15 protein-coding genes are annotated in these 14,169 nt (G+C 64.3%); 5 read left to right on the top strand and 10 right to left on the bottom strand.

Annotated features, from left to right (window positions below; all coding sequences use genetic code 11):
• The 5 genes from Q0602_RS01170 to Q0602_RS01190 all read right to left on the bottom strand — a co-directional run.
• Positions 1 to 530: alpha-ketoglutarate-dependent dioxygenase AlkB (locus Q0602_RS01170; RefSeq protein ID WP_298837697.1), on the bottom strand; the 530-nt coding region annotated here is incomplete at its 3' end.
• Positions 531 to 542: 12 nt separating this feature from the next.
• Positions 543 to 1,097, bottom strand: a complete 555-nt coding sequence (locus tag Q0602_RS01175) for a phosphatase PAP2 family protein (protein ID WP_298837699.1) — start codon at positions 1,095 to 1,097, stop codon at positions 543 to 545.
• Positions 1,066 to 2,223, bottom strand: a complete 1,158-nt coding sequence (locus tag Q0602_RS01180; protein ID WP_298837701.1) for a glycosyltransferase family 1 protein — start codon at positions 2,221 to 2,223, stop codon at positions 1,066 to 1,068. Before Q0602_RS01180 ends, Q0602_RS01175 begins: the two co-directional genes overlap by 32 nt.
• Before the next feature lie 139 nt (positions 2,224 to 2,362).
• Positions 2,363 to 3,256 (bottom strand): M23 family metallopeptidase, encoded by an 894-nt coding sequence (locus Q0602_RS01185; protein WP_298837703.1) that lies wholly within the window; start codon positions 3,254 to 3,256, stop codon positions 2,363 to 2,365.
• Positions 3,196 to 4,071 (bottom strand): acyltransferase, encoded by an 876-nt coding sequence (locus Q0602_RS01190; protein WP_295039175.1) that lies wholly within the window; start codon positions 4,069 to 4,071, stop codon positions 3,196 to 3,198. Before Q0602_RS01190 ends, Q0602_RS01185 begins: the two co-directional genes overlap by 61 nt.
• Before the next feature lie 414 nt (positions 4,072 to 4,485).
• Between Q0602_RS01190 and Q0602_RS01195 the strand changes: the two genes are divergently transcribed.
• Positions 4,486 to 5,802, top strand: coding sequence for an MFS transporter (locus tag Q0602_RS01195; RefSeq protein WP_295039178.1), 1,317 nt, complete (start codon positions 4,486 to 4,488; stop codon positions 5,800 to 5,802).
• Between the two features lie 118 nt (positions 5,803 to 5,920).
• On the opposite strand, the gene Q0602_RS01200 is transcribed toward Q0602_RS01195, so the two are convergent.
• From Q0602_RS01200 to Q0602_RS01215, 4 genes are all read right to left on the bottom strand, one after another.
• Positions 5,921 to 6,190, bottom strand: coding sequence for a GrxA family glutaredoxin (locus Q0602_RS01200; RefSeq protein ID WP_149434897.1), 270 nt, complete (start codon positions 6,188 to 6,190; stop codon positions 5,921 to 5,923).
• A gap of 131 nt (positions 6,191 to 6,321) precedes the next feature.
• Positions 6,322 to 7,143 (bottom strand): inositol monophosphatase family protein, encoded by an 822-nt coding sequence (locus Q0602_RS01205; protein ID WP_295039181.1) that lies wholly within the window; start codon positions 7,141 to 7,143, stop codon positions 6,322 to 6,324.
• Positions 7,144 to 7,308: 165 nt separating this feature from the next.
• Positions 7,309 to 7,845, bottom strand: coding sequence for a response regulator transcription factor (locus tag Q0602_RS01210; protein WP_295039183.1), 537 nt, complete (start codon positions 7,843 to 7,845; stop codon positions 7,309 to 7,311).
• A gap of 35 nt (positions 7,846 to 7,880) precedes the next feature.
• On the bottom strand, positions 7,881 to 9,152 hold the full coding sequence (locus Q0602_RS01215; protein ID WP_295039185.1) for an ATP-binding protein: 1,272 nt from the start codon (positions 9,150 to 9,152) through the stop codon (positions 7,881 to 7,883).
• Between the two features lie 312 nt (positions 9,153 to 9,464).
• On the opposite strand from Q0602_RS01215, the gene Q0602_RS01220 reads away from it, so the two are divergent.
• The 3 genes from Q0602_RS01220 to Q0602_RS01230 all read left to right on the top strand — a co-directional run bounded on the left by Q0602_RS01220 (position 9,465) and on the right by Q0602_RS01230 (position 12,463).
• Positions 9,465 to 11,054 carry a peptide chain release factor 3 gene (locus tag Q0602_RS01220; protein ID WP_298837708.1) on the top strand — a complete coding sequence of 530 codons (1,590 nt, stop codon included), beginning with the start codon at positions 9,465 to 9,467 and terminating at the stop codon, positions 11,052 to 11,054.
• Positions 11,055 to 11,188: 134 nt separating this feature from the next.
• Complete coding sequence (mscL, locus tag Q0602_RS01225; RefSeq protein WP_298837710.1) at positions 11,189 to 11,686, top strand: large-conductance mechanosensitive channel protein MscL; 498 nt, start codon at positions 11,189 to 11,191, stop codon at positions 11,684 to 11,686.
• Positions 11,687 to 11,689: 3 nt separating this feature from the next.
• Positions 11,690 to 12,463 carry a TatD family hydrolase gene (locus Q0602_RS01230; RefSeq protein WP_298837712.1) on the top strand — a complete coding sequence of 258 codons (774 nt, stop codon included), beginning with the start codon at positions 11,690 to 11,692 and terminating at the stop codon, positions 12,461 to 12,463.
• A gap of 16 nt (positions 12,464 to 12,479) precedes the next feature.
• Here Q0602_RS01230 and Q0602_RS01235 read toward each other — a convergent pair whose 3' ends face one another.
• Positions 12,480 to 13,538, bottom strand: coding sequence for a folate-binding protein (locus Q0602_RS01235; RefSeq protein WP_298837714.1), 1,059 nt, complete (start codon positions 13,536 to 13,538; stop codon positions 12,480 to 12,482).
• A 176-nt stretch (positions 13,539 to 13,714) separates the two neighbouring features.
• Here Q0602_RS01235 and Q0602_RS01240 point away from each other — a divergent pair, with 176 nt between their 5' ends.
• On the top strand, positions 13,715 to 13,912 hold the full coding sequence (locus Q0602_RS01240) for a heavy-metal-associated domain-containing protein (RefSeq protein WP_149434889.1): 198 nt from the start codon (positions 13,715 to 13,717) through the stop codon (positions 13,910 to 13,912).
• The last annotated feature ends 257 nt before the right edge of the window (positions 13,913 to 14,169 follow it).

The following is a 14,169-nucleotide window of genomic DNA, read 5'->3' on the forward strand; positions in this document are numbered from 1 at the left end:
GCACCGGGACCCATCAGCAGGAGGCTGCCGTGCGGTAGCCAGACGTTGAAGGCGTGACGTGGCCTACCCGTTTTCTCCCGAAAGCGAAGAGGGCGCTCACTGCCCATCGAAAGCGAGGCGACGACGGGATTTTCACCCAGCTCGGGCTCGTCGTCGCTGTGCCACCCCATTCTTTGCTCGCCGCTCTCGTAGCGGTTCAGCAGGACGCTGTTGAAGTCGGCGTGAGGTAGATCGGCTGCCTGCAGCGCACTTCGCACCCGGTCTCGCAAATCCTCTACCAGCGGATGCCAAGGCCGGGGCTCGAGGGTCCGGCCGGAGTAGCGATAGCTCGCGCCGTCATCCCCCATCCAGCATTGGGAGCGGGGAATGACATGTCGTTTGCCGTAGAGCGACAGCGTCGGCGAAGACCATGGGATCTCCTGCTCGAGCACCCGTTGAATGGCGGAGGCTTCGGCGGCGGCAACGAAATCGGGAAGCAGCATCAGCGCCGGGGAGGCGGCGATGGATTGCCAGCGGGTACTGTGGGGCATGCAGACGACGCTTCAGCTCCAGACCATCAGCGCCAGCAGGCTGCTGCACCAGGCGAGACCGGCGCCGATCAGCGCTCCCACGATCACGTCACTGACGTAATGAAGCCCCAGCACCACCCGGGAGATGGCGATCAGGCCGGCGAGAGGCAGGACCACGGGTAGCAACTGCGGACTGCTCGCGGCTGTCAGGCTGGTGAACATGACCGCGTGCAGGGTGTGGCCGCTGGGGAAACTGTAGCGGTCCACGGGGGGCATCGTGCAGCGGATCGTGGTGAAGGTGATGTAGGGGCGCTCGCGGCAGAGGCGAGTCTTGAGCAGACGGTAGAGCAGGGCGGCGACACTGGCCGTCAGGCCCCACTGAATGGCGAGCAACCAGCCCTGATAACCGTGCAGCAGGGGTTGCAGCAATGCCAGAAACGCCCAGGCAGGCCAGTCCCCCAATCTGCTGACGCAGCGAAAAAGCCAGAGTGTCGGGGCGTGGCGAGACAGTTCCGCCAGACGGTGGCTGAGCCGACTTTCGAAGCGGTCCAGTCGTTCAAACGTGAGACGTTGAGTGCGTGGCGGCATGTTGGGTCCCCTGGACTTGAATCAGCTGCGCAAGAAAGCGATCGCCAATGTGGCTCCAGCTCAGGCTGGAGACGCGCTGGTGTGCCTGACGGCCCAACCGGGCATATAGCGCGGGCTGTCGGCACAGCTCGCTGGCGGCCTGGACGAAGCCCTGGGAATCTCCCGGCGGCACCAGGCGGCCGTTGACGTTGTCGGTGATCAACTCCCCCGCTGCCGCGTGATCGAAAGCCACCACGGCCAACCCGCTGGCCATGGCCTCCGGGACCACATTGCCGAATGTCTCCGACAGCGAGGGAAAGATGAACATGTCCGCGCTGGCATAGTGTCGGGCCAGTGCTTCGCCGGTCTCGAAACCCGTGAATATGGCTTCCGGCAGGCGCCGGGCGATCGTCTTGCGAGCGGGGCCGTCCCCCACCAGCACCTGGACCAGCGAGGGATTGGCGCGCTGCATGGCCGCCATCGTCTCGGCCAGCAGGTCGATGTTCTTTTCGCTGGCGAGTCGTCCGACATAGAGTGCCACCGGCTGGTGGGGGCCGGTCCCCCACTGGCGTCTCAGTTCGACGTCCCGACGGGAGGGGCGATAGCGCTGGGCATCGACGCCCCGGGCGAGGACCGAGACGCGGCGGTAGCCGCTGCCTTCCAGCATTCGCTGTTGCGCTGCGGTGGGGACCAGCGTCGCCTCGCAGCGGTTGTGGAAATATCGCAATCCCCGGCGAGCGATGGGGATGCTCCAGCCGAGGTGATAGTTGCTGGCATATTGATCGAAGTTGGTGTGAAAGCCGCTGACCACGGGGATCCCCAAGTGTCTAGCCGCGTTCAACGCCGACCAGCCGAGCGGACCTTCGGTTGCGATATAGATGGCATCGGGGCGCTCGTGGCGCCATAGCCGGATCAGACGTCGGCGGCAGGGCAAGCCGATATGCACGTCGGCGTATATCGGAAGGGCGATCCCCCTGACGTGGACATCCCGTTCTGCCAGGGCGTCGCGTGCGCCATTCGCCGGGGTGGGACGAATCAGTTGAAGCAGGACTCCCTTGGATGCCAGATGGTTGGCGAGCTGGCTCAGGGTATGAGCCACGCCATTGACCTCCGGCGCCCAAGTTTCACTGACCAGGGCTACACGCATCTCTCTCACTCCTTCCACGCCAGCGAAGCTCTCTACCAATCCCGCCTTGTCGCCAACCGTGTTCGAACCGGTCTCCGATACTGGGGGGTGCCGATGACGTCAATGCGTCACGATGATGACGAACTGATGACATCGTTGATTAGCGTAGCACGCGCGCGGGATCCACGGGCTTGCCGCCGTGGCGGAGGTCGAAAAGCAGATGATAACGACTGCTGCCGCTCTCCTTACCGATTTCGCACAGCGGGGTGCCGGCGGAGACGGATTGCCCCTCCGACACCATCAGCTTGTCGCAGAACGCGTAGACGCTCTGCATGTTGTCGGCGTGGTGGAGTATGACGACCTGTCCCAACTGGCGCATGCCGCTGGCGAATCTCACCTTGCCCGACGTGGTTGCCCTGGCGGTGGCGGGCGAGGATGTCGACAGCATCATGGGCTGCAGCGTGCCATGGGCGTCCCGCCCGAACCGGCGCTCGACGGTGTAGTCATCCAATGGCCAGCGCCATCGGCTTGCCGACGAGGGCAGCGGGCCGGGATCGGGCAGTGACCGGGATGCCGCCGGTGCCGGCGATGATGCCCGGCCACCCGACGAACCGCCCGCCAGCGGAACCTGGATCAACTGGCCGACGGCCAGCTGCGACGGATCGATGCCCGTATTCGCGGCCTGGACGCGCTGCGGGTTGGCGCCGAAGTGGCGGGCGATCGAATAGAGGGAGTCCCCCCGTCTTACCTGGTAGCGGTATGGGCCGCCACCGGGTGCGCGCTCCTGCCGGGAGGGCAGCAGCAGACGTTGGCCAACTGCCAGGCGGCGGGAGTCCACGCCAGGATTGAAGCGCTGGAGCCTGAGTAGCGGTATGCCCGCCTGGCTGGCGATCCTGCCCAACGTATCGCCACGCTGCACGGTCACCCAGCCCCCGCCGTCGGCGATGCTGGCATGACCGCCGCCGCCGCTCGCGCAGCCCGCGAGCAAGAGCGTCAATCCCAGGAGTAGGAGGAGAGCGCCGCGTCTTTTTCCTGCCACAATGCGTTCAACCATGTGTAGAAACGTTCCTTGTATTGGGCATCGTCGTAGCGCCCGTCCAGCATCCACTCCGGCCTGTCGAGGCATCTCGCGACGATCGCCACGTCGGCCTCGCGTCCGCAGAGGAAATCCCAGAAGTTGGGCGTGCCCCGGCGGTAGTGCAGGGTCACGTCGATGATACCGTCCAGGCGTGGTCCCAGCAGCCCGATCACCTGGGCGACGCCCCCGGCCTTGGGTCGCAGGAGATGTTGGTAGGGGCTCTCCTGCCGGCGCTGCTTCTCCGGTGTGCACCGCGTTCCCTCGACGAAGTTGTAGATCGTCATCGGCATTTCGCGGGCGTGGTCGCACATGCGCCGGGTCGCCTGACGATCTCGTTCGGCAAGTTTGGGGTTCCGAGCCAGCTTCTCGCGGCTGTAACGACGCATGAACGGAAATTCCAGGGCCCACCACGCCAGTCCGACGATCGGCACCAGAATGAGTTCTCGCTTGAGAAAGAACTTCGGCATCGAGACACGACCCGTCAGCACATAGAGCAGGGCGATGATATCGGTCCAGCTCTGGTGGTTGGCCATGACCAACCACCATCGACGCGGCGAGAGCGAGGCAGGGAGGTCGGCGTGGATCCTCGGGCAAATCCAGCAGCGGATCCAGGCGTTGTTGGTCTTCACCCAGGCGAGGGCGATCCAGTGAAGACCGCCGAGCACCCGAAGGCGCCATCGCCGGGTGGGCGTGACCAGTTTCAGTATCGTCAACGCCACCAGAGGCATGCCCCAGAAGAGCGTATTGAGGACCAGCAGCAGGACGCTGACACACCCTTTCAGGGTCGACATGCCATTCTCCATCAATGACTTGGCTCGATGTTACTGGAATGTCGCCAGGCTGCACAGCGCTTCGGCGGGGATCCAGGCGCCGCGTGGCGTGCGCGCCGCATCAGTCGGATGCGTGTCGAAAGACTGAGATCCGTCATTGCCGAAAAACTAACCAATCTAAGACCGGCATGGACAGGGTCGGCGACTGCCGCTATCGGCCACCGGAAATGCACAGCGTTATCCACAGAAGATGTGAATAATTCGTGTCGGTTCCCGGCAGCCCCGGAGGGTGGGGCGTGAACTCGGCAAGAGGCGCTCCGACTTGATAGACTGCCGCCGCCTTTGTCTTCCGATATCCACATTCGGCGTCCATCGATTCGAATCGACGACGATGCGTGGAACTTTTCGCCAACCGCCGCTGAATGGAGAACCTCGTTGCGTTCACTACCCGCGACCCTGCCGATCCTGTTCCTGTGTGAAATCAGCTTCCTGCTTGGGCATGGGCTGATCATGACGCTGCTCGGCGTCCGCATGTCGCTGGAAGCGTTTCCCTCCCAGATGGCGGGTCTGCTCATGTCCTGCTTCTCGCTGGGCTTCGTCGCGGGGAGCTACTGGCTGGAGAAGCGCATACGCAGTGTCGGCCATATCCGCGTCTTCGCCGCCTGCGGTGCGTTGCTGGCGGCGACGGCGATGCTCCACGGGCTATGGGTCAATCCCTGGGCGTGGTTGGTCTGGCGGCTGTTTGGCGGCGCGGCGACGGCGGGGTTGTTGATGGTGATGGAGTCCTGGGTCTCGGGCGAGTCGACCAACGAGAATCGCGGCCGGGTGCTGGGCTGGTATCTGGTGATCTCGACCCTGTCCCTGGCGGGCGGCCAGTGGATGCTCAACATGGCGGATCCGGGGACTTTCGTACTGTTCTCGGTGGCCGGCGTTCTGTTCGCGTTGTCACTGGTGCCGCTTTCGATCCATCGCATCCAGGGCCCGCTGCGCAGCAGTCACGACGTATCCGCCAAGATCTCGCTGCGTACCCTGCTGACGCGCGCACCGGTGGGGCTGGTGGGGGCTTTCGTGGCGGGACTCATGGTGCAGGCCTTCTTTGCGATGACCCCATACTATGGCCAGGAGATCGGGCTCACGACGGCCCAGACCGCGAAGTTCATGTCGATCACCACGCTGGTGGCGCTCATCGCCCAGTGGACGCTGGGAAGGGTCTCGGACCGCTTCGATCGTCGCAAGGTCATCCTCTGCATGGCACTGGTGATGACGATATCCGGCGTGCTGATCGTGTTTGCCGCCAGGTCGAGTTACTGGCTGCTGGTTTTCGTCGCGAGCTTCCACACCGCGATGCTGCATACCCTCTACTCGCTGAGCCTGGCCCACACCCATGACTGGCTGGAGCCGGAAGAGACCATCCAGGCCAACGCGAAAGTCCTGATGTGCTACGGCGTGGGCTCCATCGTCGGGCCCTTCAGCGCTTCTCTACTGATGCACAGCGTTGGGCCGGATGGCCTCTGGCTGTTTCTCGGCGCGGCCGCGCTGGGGCTGGCGCTGTTCATCGCCTACCGGCTGTGGCGACGCGAGCCGGTCAAGGCGCCGGAAGAGCAGGAGCCCTACACGCCACTGGTGCCGATGGTGGAATCGACGCACTACATCAACGAGCTGGATCCGCGGCATGGCCCCTACCAGTACGAGTTGAATCTGGAAGGAGAGCTGGAAGCCGTCCAAGAAGAGTCTGGTCTGCAGCCGGTGTGAGCCTGCACCGCCGCTGCGGGGGGCATGCCTGTCGCGATCCTGTCGCGGGCCGAAACGACAAAAGCCGGCGAATGCCGGCTTCTGAAACCTCGGTCGCGGCGTCGGGCGCCGTGCCCCGTCAGGCGTTTTCGGGCATCAACGCCTTGTCCCGCACGTACTGGTCGAACTCCGTGAAGCCGCCAATGTGGGTCTGGTCGACGAAGATCTGCGGCACGGTCTCTACCGGTTTGCCGATGGTCTTCTCCATGTCGGCTTTGGTGATGCCTTCCGCATGGATATCGATATAGCGGAAATCGAAATCGTCCCGCGCTTCCTTGAGTTTCTCCGACAGATCCTTGGCGCGAACACAGAAAGGGCAGCCGGGACGGCCGAAAATGACAGTCAGCATCGGTGAGTCTCCTGTTATTTGTGAAAGGGGGATGGGATGGTTCGAAACCTGAAAATAGAGATTGGGGTTATTCTTTCGTATTAAACCCATGCGGCCCAATAGAGTCTCTCTACGTCCATCATTGCAAGCCGCTATGGCTCCAGGCGTCGTCCGGCGTCGGCATCCCGCAGGAGATCTCCCAGGGCCCGGTGGATACCGGGTGCGGTGACCAGCAGGTTTTCGCCATAGAGCTCCACCGGCAGGTTCTCGGGGCACTCGTAGAGGTGACTCGTCGCGGCGCCGGCTTCCCGGGCGATCAGCAGTCCGGCGGCGAAATCCCACGGCGACACGCTCTCGTAGTAGGCATCGAGCTGACCGCAGCCGACATGGCAGAGATCGAGTGCGGCGGAGCCATTGCGACGCACGTCGCGGCAGGCGTGGACGACATGGTTCAGGCGCTTGATCAGTGGGCCGCGTCTGTCGCGAGCATAGGGGAACCCCGTCGCGACCAGGCTTCTCTCCAGCGTTTCCGACCGGCTGCATACCATCGGCTCGCCATTGAGTTGCGCTCCCCGGTCGCGTACCGCGGTAAAGGTCTCGCCGAGAAAAGGGGCATGCACCACGCCGAGTTGAACCTCTCCGTCGAACGCCAGGGCGATCGACACCGCGACGTGGGCATGGCCATAGGCGAAATTGACCGTACCGTCGATGGGGTCCACGACCCAGAGCGGGCCGCTCCGTTCGAGCTGGCTGCGGTCCGGGGTCAGCTCCTCGGTTAGCCTTGCCTCGCCCGGAAACAGGGTCTCCAGCTCGTCGCCGATCATGCGATCGACAGCGACATCTATCTCGGTCACCAGCTCGTCACCCCCCTTGTACTGGTGGGAGAAGTTTTGCTTCTGACGAGCCTGGACGATCATGTCGCCGGCCTGGCGGGCGATACGGATCACCTGGTCTAGGCGTTGGGGATGGTCCACGTTGAACTCCTGTCGGGGAAATGACGTGGTCCCGGCGATCGGCGGAATCGTCGGGACGAACGAGAAAGATGTCTTCGTGACGGCGGAAACCGATTCGACACCGCGGGCCCCGCTCCGCTGAGTACAGCGCGCTGCCGGGGCCGAGGCGTATCGTCTGAACAGGCCCTAGTGCCGCACCGGGCGCTTCTGGAGTTTACGCTGCAGGGTTCGCCGATGCATGCCCAGGGCCCGGGCCGTTGCCGAGATATTGCCGTCGTGTTCATGCAGCACTTTCTGGATGTGCTCCCAGGTGACCCGGTTCACCGAGGGCGGGTTGTCGGCGATCTCCACGTCGACGTCGCCGCTCTCGCGCTCCAGCGACAGCAGGATCTCATCGGCGTCGGCTGGCTTGCACAGGTAGTTGACGGCACCGAGCTTCATCGCCTCCACGGCGGTGGCGATGCTCGAGTAGCCCGTCAACACCACGACGCGACACTCGGGCGCCACTTCCAGCAGCGCGGGCAGCAGCTTGAGGCCGGAGTCCGACTCCAGCTTCAGATCCAGCGTCGCCAGGGCGGGCGGTGCCTCTCTCGCCGCCGCCAGGGCCTGGTCATGGGTATGGGCGACGACCACGTCGTAGCCCCGGCGCCGCATGGCGCGCTCCATGACGAAACAGAGTTGTTCGTCGTCGTCGACGATCAGTAAACGTTCCGGATCACTCATCGGTGGTTCTCCTTGGCGGATGATTGACAGTAGCCCTACACGCTCTCGCCGATCTTGATGCGGGGGAGCTTGACCTCCGTCAGCGTGCCGCCCTCCTCGTGGTTGTAGAGGCTCACGCCGCCACCAAAGCGGTTGACGGTGGCGTGGGTCAAAAACAGTCCGATTCCCATGCCCTTGCTCTTGGTCGAGATGAAGGTGTCACCCAACTGGTCCGCGATCGACATCGGCACGCCCGGGCCGTGGTCGCGAATGTCGATGACGACCTCGTCGGCGTCCCAGTCGAGGCTGGTGACAATGGCATCGGGGCTGGCATCGGCGGCGTTGTTGAGCAGATTGATCATCGCCTGCTCCAGGGTGGCGTCGACGGCGATGGTGGGCTGGCCACGCTTGCCGAGCACTTCCAGGCGGTGGTTGACATCGGGGCGTAGCACCAGCCAGCGCTGGATCAGGTTCTCGAGCCAGGGAGTGGCGCGAAGCGTCTCGGGCTTTTCCAGGCGTCGCCGATCCGCATTGGCGACGAGCGTCTGCAGGCGCTGCTTGCAGGTGTCGACCTGGTGACGCAACAGGTCGATGTCCTCCACCAGGGCGGGTTGCCGGCTGGCTTCGTGGCGCATCTCCTTGAGTAGGACCGCCATCGTCGACAGCGGCGTGCCGAGCTCATGCGCCGTGCCGGCGGCCTGGGTCGCCACGGCCAGAATCTGCTCGTTGCGCAGCGCCGCCTCGCGGGTGCGCGACAGGGTCATGTCACGCCGACGCAAGGTATGCGCCATCTTGAAGATGAAGAAGGTCAGCAGGCTGCCGGAGAGAATGAAGTTCAGCCACATCCCCAGCGTATGCAACTGGACGCCGAAGACGACGGTACTGTTGGTCAGCTGCGGCACCGGCTGATAGAACAGCATCATGGTGGTGTAGCTGGCGGTTGCCGCTATCGCGATGACCCAGGCGTATGACCACGGCAGCGTGGCGGCGGCGATCCCCAGCGGCACCAGCAGGTAGGTGATGAAGGGATTGGTCGAGCCCCCGGTGTAGTAGAACAGCAGGCTCAGTCCGGCGATGTCGACCAGCCAGTGGAGCAGGTATTCGGTGTCGGTGACCGCGCGGGGCCGGCCCAGTCGCCACCAGGTCGCCACGTTGAACAGGCCCATGGCGACGATGACGCTGATGACCGGGAGAACGTGCAGCTGGAACCCCAGCACCTCGATCCCGAAGATGATCGCGGCGAGAAAGCCGGTCCAGGTGATACCGCGGACGATCGTCAAGCGAACCAGGTTGCGGTTCGGCGTCGAGAGCGGGAGCGGTTGCAGCATGATCTCTCCGGGATCGAGTCGGGTGACGGCGTCAAGGGTGTCCAGCAGCGACGCGGCGGCTGACTCGACATCGCCGCCCGCGTCGTTGCCATGTTAACGCAATGCCGGGAAGCGGCGTGAGCCCGGACGCCACCGTCGGGGTGGAGAGGCCAGTGTCCATTTGTCGCAGGTCCGGCCGGAGCCGTCAGGCAGGCCAGGCGGCTACAACTCTGCGGGATCAGCGCGTACAATCGCCGCCATCTTCGATTCCCCGCGAACTCCCGGTCATGCCTCCATGTCCCGTGAGAGTCGCCCCAGTCAGTGAAGCCTTTCATGTCAGATGCTCAGCTCGCCCAGGAAGCGGCCCTACGCCGCACTTTCGCCATCATCAGTCACCCCGACGCGGGGAAGACGACGATTACCGAGAAAATGCTGCTGTTCGGCAACGCCATTCAGTTGGCCGGCTCGGTCAAGAGCAAGCGGGCGGAGCGCCACGCCACCTCCGACTGGATGAAGATGGAGCAGGAGCGCGGCATCTCCGTCACCACCTCGGTGATGCAGTTCCCCTACAACGGGCGCATCGTCAATCTGCTCGACACCCCCGGGCACGAGGATTTCTCCGAGGACACCTATCGCACGCTGACTGCCGTGGATTCGGCGCTGATGGTCATCGATGCGGCCAAGGGTGTCGAGGACCGCACCATCAAGCTGATGGACGTCTGTCGGCTGCGCACCACGCCCATCCTGACCTTCATCAACAAGATGGATCGCGAGACCCGTGATCCCATCGAGGTGATGGACGAGATCGAGACCGTTCTCAATATCCAGTGCGCGCCGATGACCTGGCCGATCGGCATGGGCCGACAGTTCAAAGGGGTCTACCACCTCTACGACGACGTGATCCACCTCTACACCCAGGGGCAGGGCAACCGGATTCCGGAAGACAAGCGCATCGAAGGGCTGGACAGCGCCGAAGTCGACCGGGTGCTTGGCGAGAGCGCGGCGGAAGAGTTGCGGATGGAGGTCGAGCTGGTGCGGGGCGCGTCCCATCCGTTCGACCTGGAGGCCTATCGCCGCGGCGAGCTGTCGCCGGTCTACTTCGGGACGGCGATGGGCAACTTCGGCGTTCGCGAGATGCTCAACGGCTTCGTCGAGTTCGCGCCGACACCCCAGGTCCGGGAGACCGACACGCGGGAAGTGGTCGCCGACGATGGTCGCTTCTCCGGATTCGTGTTCAAGATCCAGGCCAACATGGATCCCAAGCACCGGGACCGGGTGGCGTTTCTGCGGATCTGTTCCGGCAAGTACGAACGCAACATGAAGATGCGCCACGTCCGGATCGGCAAGGAGGTCAAGATCGCCGACGCGCTGACCTTCATGGCCTCCGATCGCTCGCATGTCGAGGAGGCGTGGCCGGGCGACATCATCGGGCTGCACAATCACGGCACGATCCAGATCGGCGACACCTTTACCGCTGGCGAGGACATGCGCTTCCTCGGTATTCCGCACTTCGCCCCGGAGCTGTTTCGCCGGGTGAGACTGCGCGACCCCTTGAAGATGAAGGCGCTGCAGAAGGGGCTCCAGCAGCTTTCGGAGGAGGGCGCGACCCAGGTCTTCCTGCCGCTGGACAATAACGATCTGATCGTCGGCGCGGTCGGTACGCTGCAGTTCGATGTCGTCGCGCACCGCCTCAAGGAGGAGTACAAGGTCGACTGCCTCTACGAGCCCGTCAACGTCAATACGGCACGCTGGGTCTACTGCGCGGACGCGAAGAAGCTCGATGAGTTCAAGCGCAAGGGCAGCGCCAATCTGGCCCTGGATGGCGGAGACTACCTGACCTACCTGGCGCCGACCCGGGTCAATCTGCAGATGACCCAGGAGCGCTGGCCGGAGATCGAGTTCCGGGCCACCCGCGAGCACTGAGACACGGCCGTGCCGAGGGGAGGCGATTTCATCTTGCCGCCCCCTGGCGGTTGGGCCATGCTGACTAGCGTCGCGGCCCGGTGGGGGCCGGTCCCCTCCGAGTGCCGTGCGATCGACCAAAAAGGAGAATGTCGATGGCTTCCAAATTCCTGAAGGAGTTCCGAGAGTTTGCCGTCAAGGGCAACGTCGTCGATATGGCGGTGGGTATCATCATTGGCGGTGCGTTCACGCTGATCGTGCAGAGCCTGGTCAAGAACGTGATGAACCCGATCCTGGGGCTGCTGATCGGTGGCGTCGACTTTGCCAACTTCTTCATCGTGCTCAAGGAGGGCGGCACGGCGGGGCCCTACGCCTCGCTCGCCGCCGCCCAGGAAGCCGGCGCCGTCACCCTGGATTACGGCCTGTTCCTCAACGCCGTGATCAGCTTCGTCATCGTGGCCTTCGTCGTGTTTCTGCTGGTGCGCAGCATCAACCGCATGAAGCGCGAGGAGGCCGTCGCTCCCAAGGCGCCGACGGACAAGGCCTGCCCGCACTGCTTCATGACGATTCCGGTCAAGGCCACCAAGTGCGGCCACTGCACGGCCGACCTGCCGGTGTCGGACCTCGAGCCGCAAGGGACAGCCGCGACCTGAGCCATGCTGTTCGACGCCCACTGTCACCTCGATTTCGACAGTTTCGACGCCGATCGCGAAGCCGTTTTCCAACGAGCCCACGCGGTCGGCGTTTCGCGTTTCATGGTGCCGGGAACGACGCGCGAGCGCTGGAAGGCGGTGCTGACCCTGGGGAAGCGCGCCGACGTGGTCGTGGCCCTGGGCCTGCACCCCTATTTCATCGCTCGACATGGCGCTGGTGACCTGGAAGCGCTGGAGCAGGCCGTGTCGCATGGTGACCGGCTCGTCGGCATCGGCGAGTGCGGGATCGACGCGAGATTCGGGGCGACGCTGGAGCGTCAGTGGGAGCTGTTCGAGGCCCAGCTCCAACTGGCGAAACGGTATCGACTCCCGGTCATCATCCACTGCGTCCACGCCGACGATCAGGTGGCCAAGCGACTGAAACAGCTCGATCTCCCGGCGCGTGGATTGATTCACGCCTTCGGCGGCAGCCCGCAACAGGCCCGGCGTTTCCTGGATCTCGGCTATCTGCTCGGCTTGGGCGGCGCGATCACCTACGAGCGCGCCAAACGCCTGCACCGGGCGGTGCGGGCAATTCCCGACGACGGCTTCGTGCTCGAGACCGACAGCCCCGACATGCCGCTGGCCGGGCGCCAGGGGCAGCGCAACGAGCCCGCCCATCTCGACGAGACCCTGGCTCGTGTCGCGCTGTTGCGGGACCAGGACCCCGGCTCGGTCGCTGCCAGCGCCTGGGACAATACCCACCGGCTCTTCCGGCTGGAAGTGGCGTCGCCCTGAGTGGACGCCGAGGTCGTCAGGCGGTCACGTTCCCGTCGACGACGGACTCGGGATCGAGACGTTCGAGCGGATAGGGCAGATCGCGCAGCACCAGTCTGCGCCCGCCGACGAACAGTTCCGACTCCTCGTCCTGGCTGGTGTTGAGCACGGCCAGGGCGGGGCACTCCTCTGGAGTGTCGCCGTTCACCGCCTGGAATATCTCGCCCACGCGCTTGGCCTCGGCATTGCGGATCTCATCGCCGATAGCGGGGGGCGAGGTGCCTTCGACGGAGGCGATCCGCAGGCGCCGTTTGACCTGACCCCGGAAATGCGCCCGCGCCACTACTTCCTGTCCGGTGTAGCAGCCCTTGCGAAAGCTGATGCCGCCCAAGGCTTCCCAGTTGATCATCTGCGGCAGGAAGGCGTCGCTGTGATCGGCGGTGAGCCAGGCGATGCCGGCATCGATATCCGCACGCCGCCACAGGGCCGTATCCGCGACGCCGGCAGAGCGGCTCAACGACTCCCACCTTGCCGCGGCCTCGGACGCCGGCAGGATCAGCATCACGCGGGGTCGATCGGCGGGCTGACGCAGGGCAACGGTGCCGTCTTGCTGGGTCATGTGCCAGTCGAGACGGGGCAGGTCGGTCACGCCGGCCGCGCTCGCCCACGACGCCGGGCTCCCGATCATGCCGATCAGGGCCAGGTCCTCGCGATGGCTCAGCTTCACCTTGTAGAAAGGGGCGTATTTCCCAAGCTGGGTCGCCAGCGAAGCGGCCAGAGAGGCGTGCAGCAGCAGCCAGTAGCGTTCGGCGGATACCCTGAGCACTTCGGCATTGGCGATCATGCGCCCCTTCGGCGTGCAGAAGGCGGTCAAGGGCGCGAAGTCGCCATCCGCATGTTCGACGTTGGCGCTCGTCTGGCCCTGCAGGAAGCGAGCCGCATCGGGGCCGTCGCACTCGAGGATGCTCAGGTGGGTCAGCGGTACCAGATGTTCAGCGTCACTGGCGGAACCGTTATCGCCGTTCGGAAAGGCCCAGTCGCGATCACCCGACTGGCGCCCGCCCAGGGCCGTGAGATGTGCCAGCCAATCGTCCATCCGATTCCTCCTGTGAACTGGTTGTCGGTACCGGCGTGGAGGGGTACCTGAGTGTGGCGTCTGGCCTCAAGATGGCGGCGATGTCCGGGTATTGCAACGCCAGGTCGCGCAAACGACATGCTAGTCTATGCTGTCTGCCTGAAATCGTCGTGGAAGACCGTTGTGGAGAGCCTCGCATGTCACATATCAATCTCACGCTGAGCGGCGTATCGACGCCGGAAGACCTCAATCGCGTCACGACCGCCCTGATGATGGTGGATGGCGTCGAAAGCGTCGATATCGGCCGGGAGTGGGCCGAGGTAGAAGGGCGTGTCAGTCGCGACGCCTTGATCGCGGCGGTGGAGGCGCTGAAATCGGGATTTACCGCACGGTGATCGCGGCTCGTCCCCGAGCGCTGGCACTCGAAATCACCATCCCGCCCTTGAATGACGATAGTTTGGACCCTAATTAGTCACCATGAACAAACCTTTCAAGATTCAATCCAAGTATCGTCCGGCGGGAGACCAGCCGGCCGCCATCGAGGGGCTGGTCCGCGGCCTGGGTGCCGGTCTGTCGCATCAGACGCTGCTCGGCGTCACCGGTTCGGGCAAGACCTTCACCATGGCCAATGTCGTCGAGATGCTGCAGCGCC

It is taken from the genome of uncultured Salinicola sp., from assembly GCF_937921195.1.
Lineage (GTDB): Bacteria > Pseudomonadota > Gammaproteobacteria > Pseudomonadales > Halomonadaceae > Salinicola.

Coding starts and splice junctions, on each gene's coding strand:
- Q0602_RS01175 (WP_298837699.1), bottom strand. CDS start 1,097: ATGCCGCCACGCACTCAACGTCTCACGTTTGAACGACTGGACCGCTTC.
- Q0602_RS01180 (WP_298837701.1), bottom strand. CDS start 2,223: ATGCGTGTAGCCCTGGTCAGTGAAACTTGGGCGCCGGAGGTCAATGGC.
- Q0602_RS01185 (WP_298837703.1), bottom strand. CDS start 3,256: ATGGTTGAACGCATTGTGGCAGGAAAAAGACGCGGCGCTCTCCTCCTA.
- Q0602_RS01190 (WP_295039175.1), bottom strand. CDS start 4,071: ATGTCGACCCTGAAAGGGTGTGTCAGCGTCCTGCTGCTGGTCCTCAAT.
- Q0602_RS01200 (WP_149434897.1), bottom strand. CDS start 6,190: ATGCTGACTGTCATTTTCGGCCGTCCCGGCTGCCCTTTCTGTGTTCGC.
- Q0602_RS01210 (WP_295039183.1), bottom strand. CDS start 7,845: ATGAGTGATCCGGAACGTTTACTGATCGTCGACGACGACGAACAACTC.
- Q0602_RS01215 (WP_295039185.1), bottom strand. CDS start 9,152: ATGCTGCAACCGCTCCCGCTCTCGACGCCGAACCGCAACCTGGTTCGC.
- Q0602_RS01220 (WP_298837708.1), top strand. CDS start 9,465: ATGTCAGATGCTCAGCTCGCCCAGGAAGCGGCCCTACGCCGCACTTTC.
- mscL (WP_298837710.1), top strand. CDS start 11,189: ATGGCTTCCAAATTCCTGAAGGAGTTCCGAGAGTTTGCCGTCAAGGGC.
- Q0602_RS01230 (WP_298837712.1), top strand. CDS start 11,690: ATGCTGTTCGACGCCCACTGTCACCTCGATTTCGACAGTTTCGACGCC.
- Q0602_RS01235 (WP_298837714.1), bottom strand. CDS start 13,538: ATGGACGATTGGCTGGCACATCTCACGGCCCTGGGCGGGCGCCAGTCG.
- Q0602_RS01240 (WP_149434889.1), top strand. CDS start 13,715: ATGTCACATATCAATCTCACGCTGAGCGGCGTATCGACGCCGGAAGAC.